At 72.4% G+C, this 22,637-nt stretch carries 21 protein-coding genes and 1 pseudogene; 6 read left to right on the top strand and 16 right to left on the bottom strand.

Going from position 1 to position 22,637, the window contains the following annotated elements:
* Nucleotides 1-165 precede the first annotated feature (165 nt).
* From ABZV42_RS13565 to ABZV42_RS13555, 3 genes are all read right to left on the bottom strand, one after another.
* Nucleotides 166-1,443, bottom strand: a complete 1,278-nt coding sequence (locus ABZV42_RS13565) for a ribonuclease D (protein ID WP_355981238.1) — start codon at nucleotides 1,441-1,443, stop codon at nucleotides 166-168.
* Between the two features lie 205 nt (nucleotides 1,444-1,648).
* Nucleotides 1,649-2,311, bottom strand: coding sequence for a response regulator transcription factor (locus ABZV42_RS13560; protein WP_019073943.1), 663 nt, complete (start codon nucleotides 2,309-2,311; stop codon nucleotides 1,649-1,651).
* Nucleotides 2,312-2,620: 309 nt separating this feature from the next.
* Complete coding sequence (locus ABZV42_RS13555; RefSeq protein WP_355981241.1) at nucleotides 2,621-3,298, bottom strand: DUF3000 domain-containing protein; 678 nt, start codon at nucleotides 3,296-3,298, stop codon at nucleotides 2,621-2,623.
* Between the two features lie 185 nt (nucleotides 3,299-3,483).
* Here ABZV42_RS13555 and hemE point away from each other — a divergent pair, with 185 nt between their 5' ends.
* Complete coding sequence (gene hemE / locus ABZV42_RS13550) at nucleotides 3,484-4,551, top strand: uroporphyrinogen decarboxylase (protein ID WP_356051978.1); 1,068 nt, start codon at nucleotides 3,484-3,486, stop codon at nucleotides 4,549-4,551.
* Nucleotides 4,552-4,686: 135 nt separating this feature from the next.
* Here the strand turns inward: hemE and ABZV42_RS13545 are convergent, their stop codons facing one another.
* Nucleotides 4,687-5,505: a rhomboid family intramembrane serine protease gene (locus tag ABZV42_RS13545; RefSeq protein ID WP_356051976.1), complete on the bottom strand. Its 819-nt coding sequence runs from the start codon at nucleotides 5,503-5,505 to the stop codon at nucleotides 4,687-4,689.
* A gap of 210 nt (nucleotides 5,506-5,715) precedes the next feature.
* Between ABZV42_RS13545 and ABZV42_RS13540 the strand changes: the two genes are divergently transcribed.
* Nucleotides 5,716-6,048 carry a hypothetical protein gene (locus ABZV42_RS13540; protein ID WP_355981249.1) on the top strand — a complete coding sequence of 111 codons (333 nt, stop codon included), beginning with the start codon at nucleotides 5,716-5,718 and terminating at the stop codon, nucleotides 6,046-6,048.
* A gap of 134 nt (nucleotides 6,049-6,182) precedes the next feature.
* On the opposite strand, the gene ABZV42_RS13535 is transcribed toward ABZV42_RS13540, so the two are convergent.
* Both ABZV42_RS13535 and ABZV42_RS13530 read right to left on the bottom strand, forming a co-directional pair.
* The gene (locus ABZV42_RS13535) at nucleotides 6,183-7,625 is read right to left on the bottom strand and encodes an FAD-dependent oxidoreductase (protein ID WP_355981317.1); all 1,443 of its coding nucleotides are present in this window, start codon (nucleotides 7,623-7,625) and stop codon (nucleotides 6,183-6,185) included.
* A 33-nt stretch (nucleotides 7,626-7,658) separates the two neighbouring features.
* Nucleotides 7,659-8,768 carry a DUF4349 domain-containing protein gene (locus tag ABZV42_RS13530; RefSeq protein WP_355981320.1) on the bottom strand — a complete coding sequence of 370 codons (1,110 nt, stop codon included), beginning with the start codon at nucleotides 8,766-8,768 and terminating at the stop codon, nucleotides 7,659-7,661.
* Between the two features lie 283 nt (nucleotides 8,769-9,051).
* On the opposite strand from ABZV42_RS13530, the gene hemG reads away from it, so the two are divergent.
* Nucleotides 9,052-10,506 (top strand): protoporphyrinogen oxidase, encoded by a 1,455-nt coding sequence (gene hemG, locus ABZV42_RS13525; RefSeq protein WP_355981252.1) that lies wholly within the window; start codon nucleotides 9,052-9,054, stop codon nucleotides 10,504-10,506.
* 5 nt (nucleotides 10,507-10,511) lie between these two features.
* Entirely contained in the window at nucleotides 10,512-11,243 is a 732-nt protein-coding gene (gene hemQ, locus ABZV42_RS13520) for a hydrogen peroxide-dependent heme synthase (RefSeq protein ID WP_355981255.1), read from the top strand.
* Between the two features lie 150 nt (nucleotides 11,244-11,393).
* On the opposite strand, the gene ABZV42_RS13515 is transcribed toward hemQ, so the two are convergent.
* The 4 genes from ABZV42_RS13515 to ABZV42_RS13500 all read right to left on the bottom strand — a co-directional run bounded on the left by ABZV42_RS13515 (nucleotide 11,394) and on the right by ABZV42_RS13500 (nucleotide 16,728).
* The gene (locus ABZV42_RS13515) at nucleotides 11,394-13,007 is read right to left on the bottom strand and encodes an alpha/beta hydrolase (protein WP_356051974.1); all 1,614 of its coding nucleotides are present in this window, start codon (nucleotides 13,005-13,007) and stop codon (nucleotides 11,394-11,396) included.
* A gap of 119 nt (nucleotides 13,008-13,126) precedes the next feature.
* On the bottom strand, nucleotides 13,127-13,927 hold the full coding sequence (locus ABZV42_RS13510) for a TIGR04222 domain-containing membrane protein (protein WP_356051972.1): 801 nt from the start codon (nucleotides 13,925-13,927) through the stop codon (nucleotides 13,127-13,129).
* Between the two features lie 137 nt (nucleotides 13,928-14,064).
* Entirely contained in the window at nucleotides 14,065-14,832 is a 768-nt protein-coding gene (locus ABZV42_RS13505) for a DUF4142 domain-containing protein (protein WP_355981263.1), read from the bottom strand.
* A 513-nt stretch (nucleotides 14,833-15,345) separates the two neighbouring features.
* On the bottom strand, nucleotides 15,346-16,728 hold the full coding sequence (locus tag ABZV42_RS13500; RefSeq protein ID WP_356051970.1) for a DUF692 domain-containing protein: 1,383 nt from the start codon (nucleotides 16,726-16,728) through the stop codon (nucleotides 15,346-15,348).
* Between the two features lie 358 nt (nucleotides 16,729-17,086).
* Here ABZV42_RS13500 and ABZV42_RS13495 point away from each other — a divergent pair, with 358 nt between their 5' ends.
* Nucleotides 17,087-17,905, top strand: a complete 819-nt coding sequence (locus ABZV42_RS13495; RefSeq protein WP_355981268.1) for an SAM-dependent methyltransferase — start codon at nucleotides 17,087-17,089, stop codon at nucleotides 17,903-17,905.
* A gap of 51 nt (nucleotides 17,906-17,956) precedes the next feature.
* On the opposite strand, the gene ABZV42_RS13490 is transcribed toward ABZV42_RS13495, so the two are convergent.
* Nucleotides 17,957-18,880, bottom strand: coding sequence for a helix-turn-helix transcriptional regulator (locus ABZV42_RS13490; RefSeq protein WP_356051968.1), 924 nt, complete (start codon nucleotides 18,878-18,880; stop codon nucleotides 17,957-17,959).
* A gap of 130 nt (nucleotides 18,881-19,010) precedes the next feature.
* Nucleotides 19,011-19,241 (bottom strand): DUF397 domain-containing protein, encoded by a 231-nt coding sequence (locus ABZV42_RS13485; protein ID WP_355981272.1) that lies wholly within the window; start codon nucleotides 19,239-19,241, stop codon nucleotides 19,011-19,013.
* 292 nt (nucleotides 19,242-19,533) lie between these two features.
* Here ABZV42_RS13485 and ABZV42_RS13480 point away from each other — a divergent pair, with 292 nt between their 5' ends.
* Entirely contained in the window at nucleotides 19,534-20,007 is a 474-nt protein-coding gene (locus tag ABZV42_RS13480) for a hypothetical protein (protein WP_355981275.1), read from the top strand.
* Nucleotides 20,008-20,016: 9 nt separating this feature from the next.
* On the opposite strand, the gene ABZV42_RS13475 is transcribed toward ABZV42_RS13480, so the two are convergent.
* From ABZV42_RS13475 to ABZV42_RS13460, 4 genes and pseudogenes are all read right to left on the bottom strand, one after another.
* A complete protein-coding gene (locus ABZV42_RS13475) occupies nucleotides 20,017-20,769 on the bottom strand; it encodes a peptidyl-tRNA hydrolase (RefSeq protein ID WP_356051966.1) in 753 nt (250 codons plus the stop codon).
* A gap of 88 nt (nucleotides 20,770-20,857) precedes the next feature.
* Nucleotides 20,858-21,064 carry a hypothetical protein gene (locus ABZV42_RS13470; protein ID WP_355981281.1) on the bottom strand — a complete coding sequence of 69 codons (207 nt, stop codon included), beginning with the start codon at nucleotides 21,062-21,064 and terminating at the stop codon, nucleotides 20,858-20,860.
* A gap of 9 nt (nucleotides 21,065-21,073) precedes the next feature.
* Nucleotides 21,074-22,009, bottom strand: a complete 936-nt coding sequence (locus ABZV42_RS13465) for a polysaccharide deacetylase family protein (protein ID WP_356051964.1) — start codon at nucleotides 22,007-22,009, stop codon at nucleotides 21,074-21,076.
* A 148-nt stretch (nucleotides 22,010-22,157) separates the two neighbouring features.
* Nucleotides 22,158-22,637: pseudogene (locus tag ABZV42_RS13460) on the bottom strand (hypothetical protein); the annotation flags it as partial.

The following is a 22,637-nucleotide window of genomic DNA, read 5'->3' as shown; positions in this document are numbered from 1 at the left end:
GTACCGGCGGACACCGGATGTCTCGGCAACCGACCGGCGCGTACACCCCGTACCGGCGTATACCGCGCGCTTCACCCGTCGACCGGCGCGCACGCCTCGGACCTCGGAAGGCCGCGCGCCGGGCCACGTGTGAGCGACCGGTCCCGGACCGGTCCCGGACCGGTCCTAGGCCGTCTGGACGGACAGCGCGGTCACCAGGGCCGGGGTCACCAGCTCGACCTGCCAGGCGCGCGCCCCGCAGGCGGTGAGCGCCGCGCCCACGGACTCGGTGTCCGGTGTCTTCGGCGGCTCCCAGCACACGCGCCGCACGGTGTCCGGGGTGATCAGGTTCTCCTGCGGCATGTTCAGCTGCTCGGCCAGCGCCGAGACCGCGGCCCGCGCGGCGGAGAGCCGGGCGGCGGCCGCCGGGTCCTTGTCGGCCCACGCCCGCGGCGGGGGCGGGCCGGTCACCGGCTGTCCGGGCTGCGGCAGCTCGGCGTCAGGCAGCGCCTTCGCCCGGTCGACGGCGGTCTGCCACTGCTCCAGCTGGCGTCGGCCCATGCGGTGCCCGAAGCCGTTCAGCGCGGCCAGGGCCTGCACGTTGGCGGGGACGGCGAGCGCCGCCTCGACGATCGCGGCGTCCCCGAGCACCTTGCCGGGCGAGATGTCCCGGCGCTGCGCGACCCGGTCCCGGGTCTCCCACAGTTCCCGTACGACGGCCATCTGACGGCGGCGGCGCACCTTGTGCATCCCGGACGTACGACGCCAGGGGTCCTTGCGCGGCGGCGCGGGCTCGGCCTGGGCGATGGCGTCGAACTCCTGCCGGGCCCATTCCAGCTTGCCCTGCCGGTCGAGTTCCTTCTCCAGGGCGTCGCGCAGGTCGACCAGCAGCTCCACGTCGAGCGCGGCGTACCGCAGCCAGGGCTCGGGCAGCGGCCTGGTCGACCAGTCGACGGCGGAGTGCCCCTTCTCCAGGACGAAGCCGAGGACGCTCTCGACCATGGCGCCGAGGCCCACCCGGGGGAACCCGGCCAGGCGTCCGGCCAGCTCGGTGTCGAAGAGGGTGGTGGGGATCATGCCTATGCCGCGGAGGCAGGGCAGATCCTGGGTGGCGGCGTGCAGGACCCATTCGGCCCCGGAGACGGCCTCGCCGAGACCGGAGAGGTCCGGACAGGCGACGGGGTCGATGAGCGCGCTGCCGGCGCCCTCACGGCGCAGCTGCACCAGATAGGCGCGCTGGCCGTAGCGGTACCCGGACGCGCGCTCGGCGTCGACGGCCACCGGGCCGGAGCCGGCGGCGAAGGCGGCGATCACCTCGGCGAGCGCGGTCTCGTCGGTGATCACCGGCGGGATGCCTTCTCGGGGCTCGAGCAATGGGGTCGGCGCCGATTCGACGTCGTCCGGAGGGCCGCCTCCGGTGGTTCGCAGTGAGCTGTCTGCTGCGGTCTCTTGGGCGTCGGTCACCTGTCAAGGGTATCCGTGTATGGACAACGCCCGTCGACGGAACGTTCCGTCGACGGGCGTCGGATGGTCGTAAACCAGTCAGGTGAGCGCAAGACGCGGTTCACACACGAGAGGAAACGGCCGGAGAGCCGGGAGACCGCCGGTGCCGGTGGCGGCGGCTGCGGTGGTGAGGGTGGGGCGTCGGGGGAGTGGTGTCAGGGAGGGGTCAGTGGATGATTCCGGTCCGCAGGGCCACCGCGACCATTCCGGCGCGGTCGCCCGTGCCGAGCTTCCGCGCGATGCGGGCGAGGTGGCTCTTGACGGTCAGTGCGGACAGGCCCATGGAGACGCCGATGGCCTTGTTCGACTGGCCCTCCGCGACCAGCCGAAGGACCTCGACCTCTCGTCCGGACAGTTCGCGGTAGCCGCCCGGGTGGCTCGGGGCACCCGGGGGGCGGCGGTGCATACGGGCGGCGGCCGAGCCGATGGGCGCGGCGCCGGGCCGGGTGGGGAGCCCGACGTTCGTGCGGGTGCCGGTGACGACATAGCCCTTGACGCCGCCCGCGAGGGCGTTGCGTACGGCACCGATGTCGTCGGCGGCGGAGAGGGCGAGGCCGTTGGGCCAGCCCGCGGCTCGGGTTTCGGAAAGGAGGGTGAGGCCGGAACCGTCCGGCAGGTGGACGTCGGCGACGCAGATGTCACGCGGGTTGCCGATTCGGGGACGTGCCTCCGCGACGGACGACGCCTCGATGACGTCGCGAACTCCGAGCGCCCACAGATGGCGGGTGACGGTGGAACGGACCCGAGGGTCGGCCACGACCACCATGGCGGTCGGCTTGTTCGGGCGGTAGGCGACCAGGCTTGCGGGCTGCTCGAGGAGAACGGACACCAGGCCTCCTGGGGGGCGGGACGGGGCCGGCTCTGGGGGGCGAGCCAGGACGAACCGTGCTTTCAAGGTCACAGACGTCTTCGGCATCAAACCTGTGGACCTTTAGAGAATGATCACGATGGGGTGAGTAACAATCCGTGCAATTCGGACAGGCGATCGATCATCCGAAGATCGAACCGAGTCGTTCCGGGTCGTTCCTCGTCGATACACGGCCGAAAGTGGTCGTATCGACATTCGGCCGGTAAGGAATCGGCCGGTCCGGTAAGGAAAAGGAAAGGGCGCGCGCGTCGGCGCGCGCCCTGGCGGGGGTCAGCGGGACTGTGGTCCCCGGCGCTGCGGCAGGGTGACGACCGAGGCGTCACCCGGAGTCACCGGCGGCAGTCCGGCGACCTGGCACAGCAGGTCGCACCAGCCGGCGAGGTGCGCGGCGGTGTCCGGTACGCCGCCGAGTCCCTCCCGGGGCGTCCACGACGCGCGGATCTCGATCTGCGAGGCGGCCGGGCGCTCCGCGAGCCCGCCGAAATAGTGCGAGCTCGCGCGGGTCACGGTGCCGCTCGGCTCGCCGTACGACAGACCACGGGCCTGGAGCGCGCCGGTCAGCCATGACCAGCAGACCTCGGGGAGCAGGGGGTCGGCGGCCATCTCCGGCTCCAGCTCCGCGCGGACCAGGGTCACCAGACGGAAGGAGCCCTGCCAGGCGTCGTGTCCGGCCGGGTCGTGCAGCAGGACGAGGCGGCCGTCGGCCAGATCCTCGTCGTCGGCGACGATCGCGGCCTCCAGCGCGTACGCGTACGGAGCCAGGCGCTGCGGTGGTCGGGTCGGGTCGATCTCGATGTCAGGTCGCAGCCGGGCGGCCCGCAGTGCCTCGACGGCCGCCCGGAAGGGCAACGGGGCCGTCTCCGCCGCATTCCTGTCCTCCTCCTTCTTCTCCTTCGCGTCGTCCACTCCGCCAGCGCCGTCCGACAGTCGTCCCTGAGCCGCAGCCATGCCGGGAAGATTAAGGGGAACGGAGCCCGCGCGCAGGGAGAGACACCCGTGCGTGGGACCCCTGTCCGGATCACGCCGCGCGGACGCCGCTCCGCGGACGGGCCGTCCGGAGGACCCTGGCCGGGCCCGCGGCCGCACCGGAGCCCGGGACGGGGGCGTTCGTGAACCGTGGGAGACTTTCCGTCGTGAGCGCCAACCAGAGCCCCGCCGGGCAGCAGCCGACAGCGACGTACGAGTCCGCCTTCCTCAAGGCGTGCAGGCGCGAGCCGGTGCCGCACACTCCCGTGTGGTTCATGCGGCAGGCCGGTCGCTCACTGCCCGAGTACCTCAAGGTGCGCGAGGGCATCCCCATGCTGGAGTCCTGCGAGAGGCCCGAGCTGGTCGCCGAGATCACGCTCCAGCCGGTCCGCCGGCACCACGTGGACGCCGCGATCTACTACAGCGACATCGTCGTCCCCCTGAAGGCCATCGGGGTCGACCTGGACATCAAGCCGGGCGTCGGCCCGGTCGTCCAGAACCCGATCCGCACCCGCGCCGACCTGGCCCAACTGCGCGATCTGACCCCCGAGGACGTCTGGTACGTCACCGAGGCGATCGGGCTCCTGACGGCCGAACTCGGCGAGATCCCCCTCATCGGATTCGCGGGCGCGCCTTTCACCCTCGCGAGTTACCTCGTGGAGGGCGGTCCGTCCAAGAACCACGAGCACACCAAGGCGCTGATGTACAGCGACCCGCAGCTGTGGGCCGATCTGCTCGACCGTCTCGCCGAGATCACCTCCGCCTTCCTGAAGGTGCAGATCGAGGCCGGCGCGAGTGCTGTCCAGCTCTTCGACTCCTGGGTCGGGGCCCTGGCCCCCGCCGACTACCGCCGCTCCGTGATGCCCGCCTCCGCGAAGGTCTTCGACGCCGTCGCCTCCTACGGCGTGCCGCGTATCCACTTCGGCGTCGGCACCGGCGAACTGCTGGGCCTCATGGGCGAGGCGGGCGCGGACGTCGTCGGCGTCGACTGGCGTGTCCCGCTCGACGAGGCCGCCCGCCGGGTCGGTCCCGGCAAGGCGCTCCAGGGCAACCTCGACCCCGCGATCCTGTTCGCCTCCACCGACGCCGTCGAGGCGAAGACCCGCGAGGTGCTGGACGCCGCCGCCGGTCTGGAGGGCCACGTCTTCAACCTCGGGCACGGCGTCATGCCGAGCATGGACCCGGACGCGCTGAGCCGTCTGGTGGAGTACGTCCACACGCAGACGGCCCGCTAGGTCCCGGCCCCGGCCCCGGCTCGTTCTCCAGTCGTTTTCCGGCCGTTCTCAGATCCGTACAGCGGATCGCCCGGCGGATCCTTCCGCGGATGCCGGATGCCGGATGCCGGATGCCGGGTGGCCCTGGTCCGCGGTTCACCAGCCGTGCCGCGCCTGTCTGCCGAACAGCAGGCGGCGCGGTTCGGGTGGTGGCGGGGTGCCCGGACGCAGCGGCCAGGCCAGGAGCATGCCGGCCAGGAAACCGACGACGTGCGCCGCGTACGCCACGGTGCCCGCCGCGGGCACGGCGGCGCCGGACGAGTAGGCCGCCTGGAGCACGAACCAGAAACCCAGCACCAGCCACGCGGGGAGCCGGAGCGGCAGGAACACCAGGAACGGGACGAGGACCCAGACCCTGGCTCTCGGATACAGCACCAGATACGCGCCGAGGACCCCGGCGATCGCTCCCGATGCTCCGATCAGCGGGTCGCCCGAGTCCTCGTTCACCAGGGCGAAGCCGTACGTCGCCGCGAAACCGCACGCCGCGTAGAACAGCGCGAAGCGCACATGCCCGAGCCGGTCCTCGATGTTGTTGCCGAAGATCAGCAGGAAGAGCATGTTGCCCAGCAGATGCAGCCAGCTGCCGTGCAGGAACATCGCCGTGAGCACGGAAAGCGGCGGCGACTTGTCGTAGCCAGGCGGGCCCAGCGCGCAGCCCGACCCGTGCGGCCCGCCGCCGACCTCGCCGGTCGGCACCAGCAGGGGCATCCGATGATGGATCAGTTCCTGCGGCACGGCGGCGTAATGGTCCATGAACGCGTGCAGATGACACAGCTGCGACAGGGCGCTGTCGCCCGCCACCGATCCGGCGAGACCGGGGGTGTAGAGGAAGACGAGCACATTGGCGGCGATCAGCGCGTACGTCACATAGGGCGTGCGCCGCACCGGGTTCACGTCATGGACGGGAATGACCACGAGGAACTACTGCCCTCGCAGCGTGGGGTGAATCCGCGCCGCACAGGGCCCGGTCGGGCATCCGGCCGGCATGGCCGCCGGAGCGGTTCCCGCCGGACACACTGAACACTTGTGCCCCCGCGGCCGTATGTCTTCCCAGCCCCTCGCGCCGCGCCCACGGCGCGACGGGGTACGAAGACGCGACGACGTGAAGACGTGAGGACACAGGCCATGAGCGACCGAGTTACTCCTCCGATGCATGCCCTGCCCGACGGCGAGGCGGAAATCGCCCTGGTGCTGCACCTCCCCTGGGAGGACGTCGCGGCGCTCGGCCAGGAGGCCGGACGTCTCGCGGCCCGGATGCAGCGGCCCGTGACCCTGGACGAGGCGGTCAGCCATCGTCTGCGGTCCACCCGCCCGGCGGCGCACGCGAAGCCGGCCCAGACCCCGCCCGCGGTGACTGCGGCCGCCTCGGTCTCCTCCCTGCCGCCCCGGCCGCCCGCCGAGCACGCCCGGCAGGCGATAGACCGGATCAACGGGACGGCCGGGAACGAGTCCGCGTAGCCGGGTACCCGGCTACGCGGCCCCACCGCCGCCGGTCCCGGCCGGCCCGGTGGGGCGACCCGCGCCCTCTCGTGCGGGTCACTGAGTCCCGTGCCCGGCCGGGCAGTCCCCGCCCGGCCGGGGCGCCGGGTCCGTCACCGGGCTCCCTGCCGTACCTTCTTCACCGCCTTGCGGGCCGCCACCAGGACCGGGTCCCAGACCGGGGAGAACGGCGGCGCGTAGCCGAGGTCCAGCATCGTCATCTGTTCCACCGTCATGCCCGCGGTCAGCGCCACCGCCGCGATGTCCACGCGCTTCGCCGCGCCCTCCCGGCCGACGATCTGCACCCCGAGCAGTCGTCCCGTGCGGTGCTCCGCGAGCATCTTCACCGTCATGAGGGCGGCGTTCGGGTAGTAGCCCGCGCGGCTGGTCGACTCGATGGTGACGGTCTCGAACCGCAGGCCCGCCCGGTGCGCGTCCTTCTCGCGCAGTCCGGTGCGGGCGATCTCCAGATCACAGACCTTGCTCACCGCCGTGCCGACGACCCCGGGGAACGTGGCGTATCCGCCGGCCACGTTGGAGCCGATCACCTGCCCGTGCTTGTTCGCGTGGGTGCCGAGCGCGATGTGCCGCTCGCGCCCCGAGACCAGGTCGAGCACCTCGACGCAGTCGCCGCCCGCCCAGATGTTCTCGTGCCCGCGCACCCGCATCGCCAGATCCGTGAGCAGCCCGCCGTGTTCGCCGAGCGGCAGCCCCGCCGCACGGGCCAGCGACGTCTCGGGGCGTACGCCGATGCCGAGCACCACCACGTCCGCCGGGTACGTGGCGTCGTCGGTGACGACCGCGCGGACCCGTCCCGCCTCGTCATCGGTGAGGAACCCGGTGACCTCGGTGTCGCCGACCATGGTGATCCCGAGCCCCTCCATGGCGGTGTGCACCAGGCGGCCCATGTCCGGGTCGAGCGTGGACATGGGTTCCCTGCCCCGGTTGACGACGGTCACCTCGTACCCGCGGTTGATGAGTGCCTCGGCCATCTCCACGCCGATGTAGCCCGCGCCGACGACCACGGCACGGCGGCCCCCGGTCGTCGCGAGCGTGTCGAGCAGGGCCTGGCCGTCGTCCAGGGTCTGCACGCCGTGCACGCCCGGCGCGTCGGCGCCCGGCAGTTCGGGGCGGACCGGTCGCGCGCCGGTCGCGATGACGAGCCTGTCGTACGACGTCCACGCCTCGGTCCCGGTGTCGAGGTCAAGGGAGCGCACCCGGGCGCCCGCCACGTCGATCTCGGTGACCTCCGTACGCATGCGCAGGTCGATGGCGCGCTCGCGGTGTTGCTCGGGGGACCGCGCGATCAGCCGGTCGCGGTCGGGGACGTCGCCGCCCACCCAGTACGGGATGCCGCACGCCGAGTACGACGTGAAGTGGCCCCGCTCGAACGCCACGATCTCCAGCTCGTCCGGACCGCGCAGCCGGCGCGCCTGTGACGCGGCGGACATGCCCGCCGCGTCACCCCCGATCACGACCAGTCGTTCCCGGGCACCGCGCCCGCCGTTCGTATCACTCGTACGACTGGCGTTGCCCGTACCGCTCGCACCACTCATGCTCATGCGAACACGCTACGGGGGCGCGGGACTTCAGTCCTCCTCGCCGCTTTCCGAAGTCGGCCCGGAAGCGGCGCCGTCCGTCCGGCCGGCACCCGGTTCCGGAGCCGGGCGCGAGGCCGGAACCGGAGCCGGGGCAGCGGGAGAGGCAGAGGCCGGCCGCGGACTCGCGGCGGGAGCGCCGGACGGGCCGGAAGCCGCGGCGGCCGGATCCGTCGACACGGCCGGATACGGAACCGGTCCCGCGGCCGGATACGGGGACGGGCCCGAAGCCGGAGCCGCGGCCCGGCGACGACTGAGCCGCGGGCTCACCCCACGCATCCACGCCAGGGCGATCAGGCCCAGCACCACCGCGAAGGGGAGCACCGCCCCGACCGCCAGCGCCAGCCAGCGCACCACCGTGACCAGCACGTCCCAGCCACCCGAGAGCGCGTCCAGGAAGCCCGGGTCCGCTTCCTTCTTCCCGGCCTTCTTCACCGGCGTCTCGGACAGCGTCAGCGTGATCGTGGCCAGGCTCGTACGGTCCTTCAGCGTCGCCTGCTGAGCCAGCAGCGCCTCCAGGTCGGACTCCCGGCTGCTCAACTCCCCTTCCAGAGCGACGACATCACTGAGCTTGGTCGCCTTGTCCATCAGGTCGCGGACCCGGGCCACACTGGCGCGCTGCGACTTGACGCGGCTCTCCACGTCCACGACCTGGTCGGTGACGTCCTGCGCCTTGGCCGTCCGCGAGACGACCTTGCCCGCGCCCTCCAGATCGGCGAGCACCTGGTCGTACCGCTCGGACGGCACCCGCAGAACCACCCGCGTGCGCTCATGGTCCCGGCCGTCCCGGGTGGTGGTCTCGTCGCCCACATAGCCGCCGGCGGTCTCGGCCGCGGCGCGGGCGTCGTCCAGCGCCTGAGGAACATCCTTGACCACGACGGTCAGCGACGCGGTGCGGATGATGCTGTTCACGGTCACCTCGGGCGGGGCGGCCGCCTTGCGGCCGTTCGAGCTGCCGCTCCCCGCGGCCCCCGAGTCCGCCTGTTCGGCGGGGCCCGCCTGCACGTCCCCGGCGCTCCGCGCCGCAGACTTGTCGTTCGCGCTCGCCGAGTCGCCGGAGGCGCCGCACCCCGTCAGCGCGAGCGAGGAGACGAGGAACATCCCCGCCACGCCCCGGGTGACACGGCCGGCGCGCAACGGCGACCCGGAGGAGAGCGACGACGCGGACGAGGCCGACCGGACAGGTGCCATGGACCGGAGCGGATGTCCGGAGCTGCGTGTGTGCATGCGGGCCTACCCCCAGGGTGGTGACGACTGACGATTCTTCGACGCCGGAGTGCTACGGAACGTTGGCGGACTCCGGTCCCGATGCGGTCACGGTCAGGACTCGAAGGGGTCGCACGGCCCTGGTGGGAGTGCCGGTGGCGGGTGAGAGGGTGGAGCCATGAGCGCATCGGATACGGACACGCGGCACGTCGTCGTCATCGGGGCCGGCATCGCCGGGCTGGCCGCCGCGCACCGATTGCTCGGGCGCGGCAGCCGCGTGACCGTCGTCGAGGCCTCGGACCGGGTCGGCGGCAAGCTGCTGCCCGGCGAGATCGCGGGCGTCCGGGTCGACCTGGGCGCCGAGTCCATGCTGGCGCGCCGCCCGGAGGCGGTGGACCTGGCGCGCGAGGCCGGCCTGAGCGACAGTCTCCGGCCGCCGGCCACCGCCACGGCCTCGATCTGGACCCGGGGTGCGCTGCGCCCGATGCCCAAGGGGCATGTGATGGGCGTGCCGGGCACCGCCGCGTCCCTGGCCGGTGTGCTGTCGGACGAGGGCCTCGCCCGCATCGAGCGCGAGGCCGGGCTGCCCCGCACGGAGGTCGGTGACGACGTGGCCGTCGGGGAGTACGTGGCCGCCCGCCTCGGCCGCGAGGTCGTCGACCGCCTGGTCGAGCCGCTCCTCGGCGGCGTCTACGCGGGCGACGCGTACCGCATCTCGATGCGCTCCGCCGTCCCGCAGCTCTTCCAGGCCGCGCGGACCCATGACTCGCTGACCGAGGCGGTCCGGGAGATCCAGGCCAAGGCGGCCGCCGGCGGTCGGAGCGGCCCGGTCTTCATGGGCGTCCAAGGCGGCGTGGGCCGACTCCCGCTCGCCGTGGCGGATTCGGTCACGGCCCGCGGCGGCGAGATCCTGACCGGGACACCGGTGACGGAACTGCGCCGGAAGGCGCCCACGGGCTGGCAGGTGGTCGCCGGTGGGCGCGTGCTGCACGCCGACGCGGTGGTGGTCGCCCTCCCCGCCCCGGCCGCGGCCGCGCTGCTCGGCGCCGAGGCCCCCGCTGCCGCCGCCGAACTGCGCACGGTCGAGTACGCCTCCATGGCCCTGGTCACCCTCGCCTACCGCCGCACCGGCCTCACCCTCCCCGAGGGCAGCGGCTTCCTGGTGCCGCCGGTGGACGGCCGCACGATCAAGGCGTCGACCTTCGCCTCACGCAAGTGGGGCTGGATCGCCGACGAGAACCCGGATGTGCTGGTGCTGCGCACGTCCCTCGGACGGCACGGCGAGACCCGGATCCTGGAGCACGAGGACGCCCACCTCGTCGACGTCTCCCGGCACGACCTGCGCGAGGCCACCGGCCTGGACGCCGAGCCGCTGGAGACCCGCGTCACCCGGTGGGACGACGGTCTGCCGCAGTACCCGGTCGGCCACCACGCGCGCGTGGCCCGCATCCGTGAACAGGTCGCCAAGCTGCCGGGTCTTGCGGTGTGTGGCGCGCAGTACGACGGCGTCGGCATCCCGGCCTGCATCGCGAGCGCGTACGCCGCGGTGGACCAGTTGGGCGGTGACATGCGCGGTGTGCAGGAGCTCACCGCCGACCCGGTGCAGAGTCTGCACGGAGGAGCGGGAGAATAAGGGACATGAGTGACGACGCCCCCACCACCGAGGCCGCCAGGATCCCGAACAAGGGCAAGCTGGCCAAGGACCTGAACGAGGTCATCCGCTACACCCTCTGGTCGGTCTTCAAGCTGAAGGACGTGCTCCCCGAGGACCGCGCCGGTTACGCCGACGAGGTCCAGGAGCTGTTCGACCAGCTCGCCGCGAAGGACGTCACCGTCCGCGGCACCTACGACGTGTCGGGGCTGCGCGCCGACGCCGACCTGATGATCTGGTGGCACGCCGAGACCAGCGACCAGCTCCAGGAGGCGTACAACCTCTTCCGGCGCACCCGGCTGGGCCGCGCCCTGGAGCCGGTCTGGTCGAACATGGCGCTGCACCGGCCCGCCGAGTTCAACCGTTCGCACGTCCCGGCGTTCCTCGCCGACGAGACGCCCCGCGACTACGTCAGCGTCTACCCCTTCGTGCGCTCCTACGACTGGTACCTGCTGGCCGACGAGGACCGCCGCCGCATGCTCGCCGACCACGGCAAGATGGCCCGCGGCTACCCCGACGTCCGCGCGAACACGGTCGCCTCGTTCTCGCTCGGCGACTACGAGTGGATCCTCGCCTTCGAGGCCGACGAGCTCCACCGCATCGTCGACCTCATGCGCCATCTGCGCGCCTCCGAGGCGCGGATGCACGTCCGCGAAGAGGTCCCGTTCTACACCGGCCGACGCAGGGACGTCGCCGAACTGGTCGCGAGCCTCGCCTGACCGTCCCGGCACCCCGTCCGGCAGGTCCGGGGCAGTTCGCCGGCAGTCCCGGCACATTGCCCGGCCGTTCCGGCCTCGCCCGACCGTCCGGGCGCAAGAGGCGGGCGTCCCTCCAGGGGGGCGCCCGCCTTCATGTTTCCCGGATCCCCGTCAGGACGCCCGCCGCACCGTCCTCCCGGATGCCGGCGGCACCGGCTCACGGTGCGGCGCGCAGCCCACGTTCCGCTCGGGGAGCCGGCCTTCCAGCAGGTAGGCGTCCAGATAGCCGTTGACGCACTTGTTGGGGCCGCCCGCGATCCCATGGGTGCCGGCGCCGTTCTCGGTCACCAGCACCGAGCCCCACAGCCGCCGCTGAAGCTCCCTGGCTCCCTCGTACGGCGTCGCCGCGTCCCGCTCGGCGGCCAGGATCAGCGTCGGTGGCAGTTCTCCGGGCAGTGTCCGTACGTCGAGCGGCTTCTGCCGGGGCGCGGACCAGTACGCGCACGGCAGGTTCATCCATACGTTGTCCCAGGTCTCGAACGGGGCGACGCGCGCGAGACGGGTGTTGTCGCGGTCCCAGGTGCGCCAGTCGGTGGGCCAGGGCGCGTCGTTGCACTCGACGGCCGTGTAGACCGCGTTGCCGTTCTCCTGCTCGGCGGCCGCCTCCGGATGCGGTCCCGCCACCTGGATCAGGGGCTTCGGGTCGCCCTTCAGATAGGCGGACAGCGCCAGCGCGCGCTGCGGCCAGTAGTCGTCGTAGTACCCGGCCTGGAGGAACGCGCCCTGGAGTTGGGCGGGTCCGACCTTGCCGCCCGCGGGTGAGCCGGCGAGCCGGGTCCGCGCCTTGTCGTAGGAGCGCTGGACCTCCTCCGAGGTGCGGCCCAGTCCGTACACCTTGTCGTACCGCGCGGTCCACGCGCGGAAGTCCGCCCAGCGGACCTCGAACGCCGCGGACTGGTCGAGATTGTTCTCGTACCAGATCTTCTCGGGATCGGGGTTCACCGCCGAGTCGAAGACCATCCGGCGTACGTGCGAGGGGAACAGCGTCGCGTACAGGGAACCGAAGTACGTTCCGTACGAGGCACCCATGAACGTCAGCTTCCGCTCACCGAGCGCCGCGCGCAGCACGTCCAGGTCGCGGGCGTTGTTGAGCGAGGTGTAGTGGCGCAGGGCGGGGCCCGAACGCCGGGCGCAGCCGCGGGCGTACGCCCTCGCCTCCGCGATCCGCGCCTTCTTGTACGACTCGGAGGGGACCGTGGGGGACTGGAGGAGCGGCTTCGGCGGGCGCTTCGGGTCCCGGCAGGACAGCGGCGCCGACCGGTCGACGCCGCGCGGGGCGTAGCCGACGAGATCGTAGGCGGCTCCGATCCGCTTCCACTCGGGCAGGAAGCCGATCAGCGGGAAGAACATGCCGGAGGCGCCGGGACCGCCGGGGTTGTAGACGAGGGCGCCCTGGCTCGGCACCTTGTGCCTGGCGTTGCGCGGGTCCTTGCCGGTCGCCCTGATCCGGCTGACGGTCAGTCTGATCCGCTTGCCGTCGGGCAGGGCGTAGTCGAGGGGCACCGTGACCGTGCCGCACCGGAGGTTGGACGGCAGGTGCTCCTCCTTGGGACACCTGCCGAAGCGGATGCCCGCGGCGGCCGCACGCTCGGCGGCGACGGCGGTGCCGCGCGTCTCGGCGGACGCGGCCGGGTCCGGCCGGGCCGGGGCACCGCCGGCCGGAGCGGCGACAAGGCCGGTCAGGAGCAAGGACCCTGCGGTTCCTTGGAGGACGGCAGCTCTCATCGCGAATCCCTTCAGCGCGCGGCAGCGACAGAAGGATGCTTCGTTCGGCGGACGGCGAAGTAAAGCACCACCTGCCGGTGTCGGGCCCCAATGCCCCCTATGCGCCCCTCTGGGCGCCCTCAGCCCCCTGTCGAGCCCCCTGCCGTCCAGGCGGTGTCGCGGTCCCGGTGCGCGAGGGCGGCCCGCAGTTCCGGTTCGCCGATGGCGCGGACGCCGCGTACGGCGACGGACGTGAGATAGGTACGGTCGTCACCGGAGGCGTCGGCGTGCCCGGCCAGGGTGCCGAGCAGCCGCTGCCCGGCAGGGGAGGCCCAGCGGGTGCAGGGGTGCACCTCGATCCGGGCTATGGCGAGACAGCTCACCGTCAGGACGAGCGGGAGCAGGAACCAGACGGCCACCGGGACACCGCTGCCCGGGGCTTGACCCGGCAGCAGCAGGGCCGCGCCGCCCAGCGCGAGGACCGCTGCCGCGGCGGCCCGCACCTGGCGGACGGCCCCGGTGACGTCGGTGCGTGCCCCGTCGGGGACGGCGAGACCGGCCGCGACCAGGCGGTCCGCGAGACGGCGTACCGAGTCGGCGGCGGCGGTGGCCGCCCGCAGCGGCGCTATCCGGGACTGGCCCTCGGGGCCGATGGCCCCGATGACGGAGCGCTCCATGTCGTCGCGGCCGCGCGGGTCGACGACCGTGGCCCAGCCGGTGTGCGCGAGCAGCAGACGGCGCTGACGGGCCATCGACACCAGGGTCAGATCGGCCACCCGGGCCGGGCCGCCGGACAGGAACGCGGCCTCGTACAGCGTGAGCTCGTGCCCGCGCCCGACGTCGGCGTCGAGCGAGGCGGCGCGGAGCGCGGCCAGGCACAGCCGGGTGCAGGAGACACCGGCCGCCGACCAGGCCATGAGCAGGAGAAGGACCCAGAACATGGCGTTTTTCTATGCGATGCGGCGGGCGGGCGCCATGCTCCACTCACTATGTGGGACGGAGCCGTTGCCGGTATGTGACGTTCCGTTTTTCGGGTGGTGCGGGAGGCGGTGGCCGTGGCCCCGGGGCCGCGTGTGCCTCAGGAACCGGAGGACGGTTCGGGCCGTGCGGCGGCCGGGGGGAGCGGGTAGGCCGAGAACGGCGTCACCGGGACCGGCGGTGACGGGGACGCCACCGGGCCGGGCGGCGCGGGGGAGTTGACGAGCGGCGGCGGGCTCGCGGTGGCCGCGTCCTCGGCGAGCGCCTCGAAGTCCACGTATCCGGTCGCTTCCAGGATCTTGATGTGGTCGAGCACGATGATGTTCGCGTCGTCGGCGAGTTCGCGTACGAGCGAGTTCCTGGTGTTCGCGCGGACCTGGGCGACCATGGCGAAGACCTTGCCGTGCGCCGCGCGCAGGAAGTTCGCGAAGTCCTGGTCGTACCGCGTGCCGTGGGCCGCCCCGAGCGTGGACAGCCACTGACGCTGCTGGGCATTGGGCTGGTTCGGCAGCTCGAGCCCGAGCCGCGCGGCGACGTCGCGGACGCGTGCGTCGAGGAACGTGTGCCCCTCGATGAGGTGCTGCCCGGCCGTCCGTACGGCCCGGGTGGTGCCGCGTTCCTGGGCCTGCTGGCCCGCGGGCAGCTCCCACAGACCGGCCAGCCGGACCCTGGTGACGAACTCCCGGTCCAGGGCCGACAGCGGACCGTACGGGGTCGGCACGCTCTGGGAGTTCAGGGTGTCCAGGCCGGTGCCCGCACGGTCCGCGTACGACCAGACCGGAAAGGCCAGTGCGGCCAGGGTCGCCAGCAGGGCGGCGATGATGAGCCCCGTTCCACGGGCGGGTCCTGAGCGCTTGTCGTGTCGCATGGTGCCTCCTGTTGCGGCACCGCACGCTATTGCGCCCCGGGCGCGGGGTGGCCGGCCGCTGAGCGCTCTACGTCAACCGCCGTACGCCAGGAACAGGGCGAGCCGAGGGCGGAAGGCGCCGGTTGCGGTGGTTCGCGCGTACGCCATATCGCCCTGAAACGGCATCAATTGGACGCGTGCGTCGCCTTCAAGGGGAGCGGTGTTACTCCGGGCACACTCCACGGAGGTGGCGTGTCGGGGTGTCCGGTCGGGGCCGCCCTGCCGCCCTGCCGTGGTGCGGTGCAGGGCGGTGCAGGGCGAGGCGGTGCGCTGCGGGGCCGGGTGGTGCGAGGCGATGTGGTGCGTTGCGGGGCGGGGCCGGGTGGTGCGAGGCGATGTGGTGCGTTGCGGGGCGGGGCCGGGTGGTGCGAGGCGATGTGGTGCCTTGCGTTGCGGGGCAGGTGGTGCGAGGCGTGTGCGGTGGGCCGGACGGGATTGGTCCGGCCTTTCCGTTCATCGGTCCGGCCTTTCCGTTCAGTGGCGCAGCAGGGCCCTGCGGGTGGCGCGGGCCAGCCGGGCCACGGGGCGCGCGGAGAGCGGCACCGGACCCGATCGTTCCAGCCACCAGGCGCGCAGCCGCCGTGTCCCGGCGCCCTCCGGGAGTCCCGCGAGCAGCAGGTGTTCCGCGAAGTCCAGGGCGTCGCGGCGGTAGCCGCCGGTCATCGGACGCCGCTGCGCGTACGCGAGGAACGCCAGCCGGTAGCCGTCGCCCAGGATCTCCGGCAGCTCCGGGGCCACCTTCGCCACCACGTCCGCCCGCTTGGCGGCGAGGGCGCGCGCCTGCACCCCGAGGCGCACACGGTCGAAGCCCTCGGGCGCGGGGGTTCCGGCGACGAGCGCGGACAGCAGGGCGGCCTGCGCCAGCGCCACCCGCTGACGAGGGGCGTCATCGGTGCCGGTGGGAGCGCCCGTGTCGGCGGCCTCGCCCTGCGCGGCCCCGGCGTCACCCGTAGCGGCCCGACCGCCGGCCAGGACGGCCGTACTCCGCTTGGTCGCCCGGGACGTGGCTTCCGCCCTCTCCAGGGTCCCCCGGATCGCGGTCAGCTCCCGTTCCAGTTCGGCCGGTTCGGGGAAGTTCTCGTCCCGTTCCAGGAGGACACCCGGCGGGGTCACCCGGGACGCGAGGTCGGCGAGGATGTCGAGCACGGGCCGTGCGACGGGATGGGCGTGGCTGTCGTGCCATACGCCGTCGCGCTCGAAGCCCCCGGCGACGTGGACGTACGCGATGGCCTCGACCGGCAGTTCGTCGAGCGCCTTGACGGGGTCCTCGCCGCGGTTGACATGGTTGGTGTGGAGGTTGGCCACGTCGATGAGCAGCCGGACGCCGGTGCGGTCGGCCAGCTCGTACAGGAACTGTCCCTCCGTCATCTCCTCGCCCGGCCAGGAGATCAGCGCCGCGATGTTCTCCACGGCGAGGGGGACGGGCAGCGCGGCCTGGGCGGCGCGGACGTTCTCGCACAGGACCCGCAGCGCGTCCCGGGTGCGCGGCACGGGCAGCAGATGCCCGGCCTCCAGAAGCGGTGACGCGGTGAGCGGGCCGCCCGCCCGCACGAACGCGATGTGCTCCGTGACGAGCGGGGACCCCAGCGCCTCCGCGCGATCGGCGAGCGCGGTGAGCCGTGCCCCGTCGGGCCGGTCGGCGCCGCCGAGCCCGAGGGACACCCCGTGCGGCACCACCGTGACACCCCGCGCGCGCAGTCGCAGCAGCGACTCGGGGAGATGCCCGGGGCACACGTTCTCCGCCACCGCCTCGACCCAGTCGATGCCGGGCATGTTCTCCACGGCCTCGGCGATCTCCGGCCGCCATCCGATTCCCGTACCCAGTCGCCCCGTACCCAGTCGCCCCGGCTCCCGCATGTCCCCTCCTCCTGCACGGCCTCGGCCGCGCATGCCCCTGCGTCGCTCCCCACGACGGCCGGTGCACCGGCGTGACCAGGTCATGGCCCCGCCGGGCAGGGCCGAACCCACCGGGGCGGACGTTCAGAGCAACATTTGAGGTTCGGTGGCGGGCCGGGACGCGCGGCCGGGCCCGCCGGGTGCGGGATCCGCCGGGCTGATCGGCCAATTCGCGCCACCTCGCCGAACGAGCGGGCACAAGTTGGCCCGAAAGCCCTCCCGCGTCCCTCGTCAGGGGCTGGCAACGCCAACTTCCGTTTCCCTAAGATGTATTGCCGGTGGGGCCGGTCGGGCCGGCCGACACTGATCTGGGGGAACGATGCAGCCTGGCGAGCAGTTGTCCACGTCGATCGATGCCACGGTCCCCACGGCCGCGCGCATGTACGACCACTACCTCGGCGGCAAGGACAACTACGCCGCCGACCGTGCGGCCTGCGAAGAGCTGGACAAGGTCGTCCCCAGTACGCGCGCGCTCGCTCTGAACAACCGGCGTTTCCTCCAGCGGGTGGTCCGGACGCTGGCGGACGGATACGGGATCAGGCAGTTCCTCGACCACGGATCCGGTCTGCCCACCCAGAACAATGTGCACCAGGTCGCCCAGGCGGTCGACGAGACCTCCCGGGTGGTCTACGTGGACAGCGATCCGATGGTGCTGGTGCACGGCCGGGCCCTGCTCGACCAGAACGAGCGCACCGCCGTCGTCCACGCCGACCTGCGGCAGACGGAGGAGATCTTCTCCCACCCCGACACCCTGCGGCTGATCGACCTCTCGCAGCCGGTGGCCGTGCTGTTCAACTCGGTGTTCCACTGCATCCCGGACAGTGAGACCGACGGTCCCGTCCCCGTGATCCGCCGCGTGGCCGAACGGCTGGCGCCCGGCAGCTTCATGGTGATGTGCCAACTGGTCAGCGAGGACGCCGAGGTCCGCGACTTCGTCACCGGCTTCATGGACACCGCGACGCAGGGGCACTGGGGCCGGGTTCGCGAGGAGAAGGACGTACAGGAGTACTTCGACGGCATGGACATCCTCGAACCCGGACTGGTCGAGGTGTCCACGTGGCGTCCCGACACCGACGTCGTGCCGCGCCAGCTCACCCAGGAGTGGATCGAGTTCGGCGGGGTCGGCCGGATCCGCTAGATCCGGCCCGGCGGGCCCGCCGGCATCGGGCGGCCCGGGTGCGGTGGGCCGTCAGTGCGAGGCGTTGTACCGCTGTTCCACCGTGGAGCGCAGCAGTGCCAGGGACGCGCGAGGGCTGAGAGCCTCGTCGGCGAGCCGGTCCAGTACCACCCGGTACTCCTCCGTCTCGTCGCGGTCCTCCAGGAAGTTGGCGCTCCTGATGTGCTCCAGATAGACGATGTCGGGCAGTTCGACGCCGCCGAAGCGCAGATAGGTGACGGGGATCGCCGGCGCCGAGGCGTTGGTGACGTCCAACGGCACGATCTGCACGATCACATGGGGGCGCTGCGCCATCTCGATCAGGTGCTCGAGCTGGGCGCGCATCACGTCACGGCTGCCCAGGACGCGCAGCAGTACGGACTCGTCGACGACGGCCCACAGATGAGGGGGATCGGCCCGGTCCAGCAACTCCCGTCGGCGCATGCGGAGTTCCACCCGGCGCTGCACCTCGGCGGCGGGCGCCGTCGGCAGCCCGCGTTCCACCACGGCCCGGGTGTACTCGGCAGTCTGCAACAGGCCCGGTACGTACTGGATCTCGAAGGTGCGGATGGTGGTGGCCGCCTCCTGGAGTCCGACCAGCCGGTCGAACCACTCGGGCATCAGCCGCTTGTCGTAGCGCTGCCACCACCCCGGCTCACCCGCGCGCTTGAGCAGTCTGATCAGGACCGACACCTCGTAGTCCTCGGTGCCGTACAGATCGAGCAGGGCGCGGACGTCGCCCTCCGTGGGGGTTCTGCGGCCCTTGCCCGCCTCTATGCGCGACAGTTTCGCCGCGCTGAACCCCAGGGAGCGCGCCGCCTGTTCCTGGGAGAGGCCCGCGTCCTCGCGGGCGCCGGCCAGCTGAACGCCCACCAGCATCTTCAGCAGAGTGGGGGCGGGCTCCTCCCGGCTCAGATACGGTTCGAGACGGGAGGTGCGGGGTGACTCGACGGACATCCTGACTCCCTGTCGACCGGCATACGGCAGCCAAAATTATCGCACTGCTCCGGGCTCTGCCGCAGCGGGAGACAGAAGTGGACAACTGGCCTTCCGTTTCAGCCGAGTTCGGGGCGCCGAAGGAAGTGCTTCAGAGCAGATGGTCGAACTCCCCCTCCTTGGCTCCGGCCAGGAACGCGGCCACTTCCGCCGGGGTGTAGACGAGGGCCGGACCGTCGGGGTCGCGGGAGTTGCGCACCGCTATGCCCCCGCCGTCCAGGGAGGCCACCTCGACGCAGTTGCCCTCGGCATTGCTGTGCCTGCTCTTGATCCAGGAGGCACCCAGCGAGCTGGCCCGCACTCCGTTCGGCACTGATGGCACCAACGCACTCTCCTTGCTGACGTTCCACCAGGTGAGCGCCCGGGCCGGCCGTTCGGCCGCGGGTCCCGGCCGGACCTCACGTGGCTCATTACTCTCTCCGGCTTCATGCAATTTCTCGTGCAATTGCACGAAGACGCTGTCAGCGTGGATAATAGCCGTGGCGTCAACGTCGTTACCAGAGGCCTCTTCTGACGTCGGTTCAGCCGCTCCCCAGGGGGAGTGTGATCGTCCGGGACGGCCCGTGGCCCGCCCGCGCACCTGTCACTGTCCGACGCCTTCGGAGGGAGCGGAAATGGCAACACCACTCAGGAACCTGGGACGCGTCTCGTGGGACGAGATCAAGGACTCCAAGGGATCGGCGGAAGCGATCCCGTTCCTGCTCAACACCGTCGCCTGGGGCGACGCGGCAACGGCCAGGGCGGCGCTCCAGGACCTGAGGGAACGAATCTGCCAGTACGGATTCGTGGTGGAGCAGGCGACGGCAGCGACCGTCCCCTTCCTCTGGGAACTCGCCGAACTCCCGCAGGTGACCTGCCGTGTTCAGATAATCCAGCTGCTGAGGGACATCGCGGAGGCCCGGCAGTGGGAACGCACCGCCGCCGCCTATCCCAAACTCCTCAACCGCCGTGAGAACTGGGTGGGCTGGGAGCGCGAAGCCCGCCAGGCCGTACGCGCCCACCGGGGCACCCTCCAGCATCTGCTCGCCGAGCCGGACACCGAACTCGTCCGGGTCACCGCGGAACTCGCGACCACCCTCGCGGACTGAGCCGCGCCGTCAGCCCGCCGGATCCGGAGCGCGTTTCGGCAGGGCGCCGACACGGTCGTGTCCCTCGACGGCGACCGTCAGCCCGGGAGCGATCTCCGTGAACCCCGCGTCACGGACCAACGGCCGCTCGGAGACGCTGAGTTCACGCCAGTGAGCCGGATCCGCCGTGCGTACCGAGAGGGCGAAGCCCGACTCGCGCCAGGCGGTCCGCTCCTTCTCCGACAGCTCCCACCAGGCCAGTTGGGCGCCATGGCCCGTCTGCGCCATCGTCTTGCCGGCCGACATGCCGAGTTCGGGGTTGAGCCACAGCACGGGCGCGGCCGGATCGGCCGGGTCCGGCGGCCCCGGATCCTCGAGGTCCGTGCCGGACACCTGGAGCCGTGCCAGGTCCTTGGGCCAGCCGTCCAGCGGTACCGGCGGGAAGACCCTCACCTCCGCGGACCTCCCGGTCACGGTGATACCGGGCAGCGCCTCGGCCCGCCGCCACTCGGCCCCGCGCGCCCGTCGTACGACCTTGCGGATCCGGGCGTCCTGCCAGTCCCGCATCGCCTGCGCCCAGACACCGTCCCAGAGGGAACGCTCGTCGCTCAGGATGGTCAGCACGGCCCGGGCCGCGGTCTCCAGGGCGTCGGTGCGGGCCGGGGGAGCGGCCTTCTCGATGTGCACCACCAGCGGCAGCACGTACTGCCGTGCCTCGTCGCGCGGGGTGGGCTCGCCATGGAAGGGGCTGTCGTCGGCGGGGGTCGGGTCGTCGCTGCTCACGCCCCCAGTCTGCCAGGCGGAAGATCCGTTCCGGACGGGCGGCCGGGGGGTGCGGATGTCCGTCCCGGGGTCCGGCGCCCTTGGCCGGTCAGCCCGAACACGCGGTGCGCTGTGCCTCCTGCCAGGCGCAGACGGGGCACAGCGTGATCCCCTTGTGGGACTCCGGATACTCGGTCGGCTCACGGCACAGCACGCACTCCGCGTACGGCGGCCCGTCCTCCCGCGCGGGATCGACGGCCCGGCCGGACTCCCCGGCCGGTTCGTCCGTGCCCCTCGCGCGCTGGTCGTCGCTCATGCCCCCAGCTTACGAGGGGTGCGGGGCCGGGGCGGGAGAGGTGCGCGTGGGCCGCGGGGAAGACCGGGTCCGTCCGTCGGCGGCTCCGATGAGCTGGGACACCTTCACGAATCGAAAGCCCCTGCGGCGCAGCTCGGGAACGATCGTGCGCAGCGCCCGCTCCGTCACGGGTGCCGCGGAGCGGGTGCAGTGCATGACCACGACGGACCCGGACCGGACACCGTCGAGGACCTGCCGGGCGACGGCGTCCGCGTCCGTCGCGAACGCGTCCCCGCTCACGACGTCCCACTGCACGGCCGTGACCCCGGCCGCGCTCAGCGCCCGCAGCGCGCGCCGGTCGTAACACCCGCCGGGGAAACGGAAGTAGGGCATGGCGTCCCGTACTCCCGCCTTCCTGAAGGCGGCGTACGCCCGTTCCAGGTCCGCGCGCATCCTGTCCTTGGGCACGGTCGGCAGCCCGTAGCAGTCGCTCGTGAAGGCGTAGTGGCTGTACGAGTGGTTGGCGATCTCGAACAGCGGGTCCCGCCCGATGTCCCTGGCCTCCCGCGGGTACTCGTCCGCCCACCGGCCCGTCATGAAGACGGTCGCGGGCACGTCGAACCTCCTCAGCGTCGCGATCAGCTGCGGATTGTCGAAATGCTCGCCGCCCGCCGCCCGCGCCCCCTCGTCCGCGGTCATGTCCGCGTCGAACGTCAGCGCGACCGTCCGGTCCCGGGTGCGCGGCCCGTTCTCGAAGACCGGTGTCAGCCCGGCGGGACCGGGTGCGAGTGTGGGTGGCCGCGAGGGGGCGGTGCCCGTGGGGGTGCCGGTGATGGAGGCGGTGGCTGGTGCGTGGTGCCCCCGGCGAGCCGCCTCCGGGCCTGCCGGGCCGCCGCAGGCGGCGAGCGCTGCGCCGAGGGCCCCCGCGACACAGGTCACGGTGATGCTCCGTACGGAGAGAGTCATCGTGTGACGATATGAAAATAAGTGTGACTATTCGGCCACTGGGCGGGTGTGCCGTCCTCGCGCTGTCCCGAAGTCACCCGCCTGGGGCTCCGTCGGGAGCCGCGCACCGCCCGACGGTCGTGGGTCCGTCCGCGGGTCCGGCCCGGGTCTAGCCCGTGGGTGTCTCCGGCCCTGCGCGGTCCTCCACGGCGCCGGCGGACCGGTCCGCGTCCTTCCCGAACCCGTCGGCGCTTCCGAACCCGTCCGGCTTCCCCGGCTTCCCCGGGTCCTCCGGTCCCTCGGGCTCCATCGGCACCCTGGGCTCACCGAGGATTCCGAACGTGTCCGGGATTCCGAGCCCGTCCGTGTCCGCGAACGCTTCGGGGAGACCGAGTGCTCCCAGCGTCGTGCCCAGCAGACCCGGCGCGGGCGGAGGTTCGACGGGACCGGCCCCGGGCCGCCCGTCCGTCGCGGGCGGTGCGTCCGGTGGCCTCTGCTGCTGTGGCTGGGGCTGCTGCTGCGGTCGTTCGGGTGGTTGCTGTCCCGACTGGGCTCGTTCGAGGAAGCGCAGCAGTTCGACGGGGAAGGGCAGGACGAGGGTGGAGTTCTTCTCGGCGGCCACGGCCACGACGGTTTGCAGCAGGCGCAG

Source organism: Streptomyces sp. NPDC005281, assembly GCF_040607495.1.
GTDB lineage: Bacteria > Actinomycetota > Actinomycetes > Streptomycetales > Streptomycetaceae > Streptomyces.
Note: the sequence above shows the minus strand (reverse complement) of the source record. Positions and strands in the feature narration are given on the sequence as shown.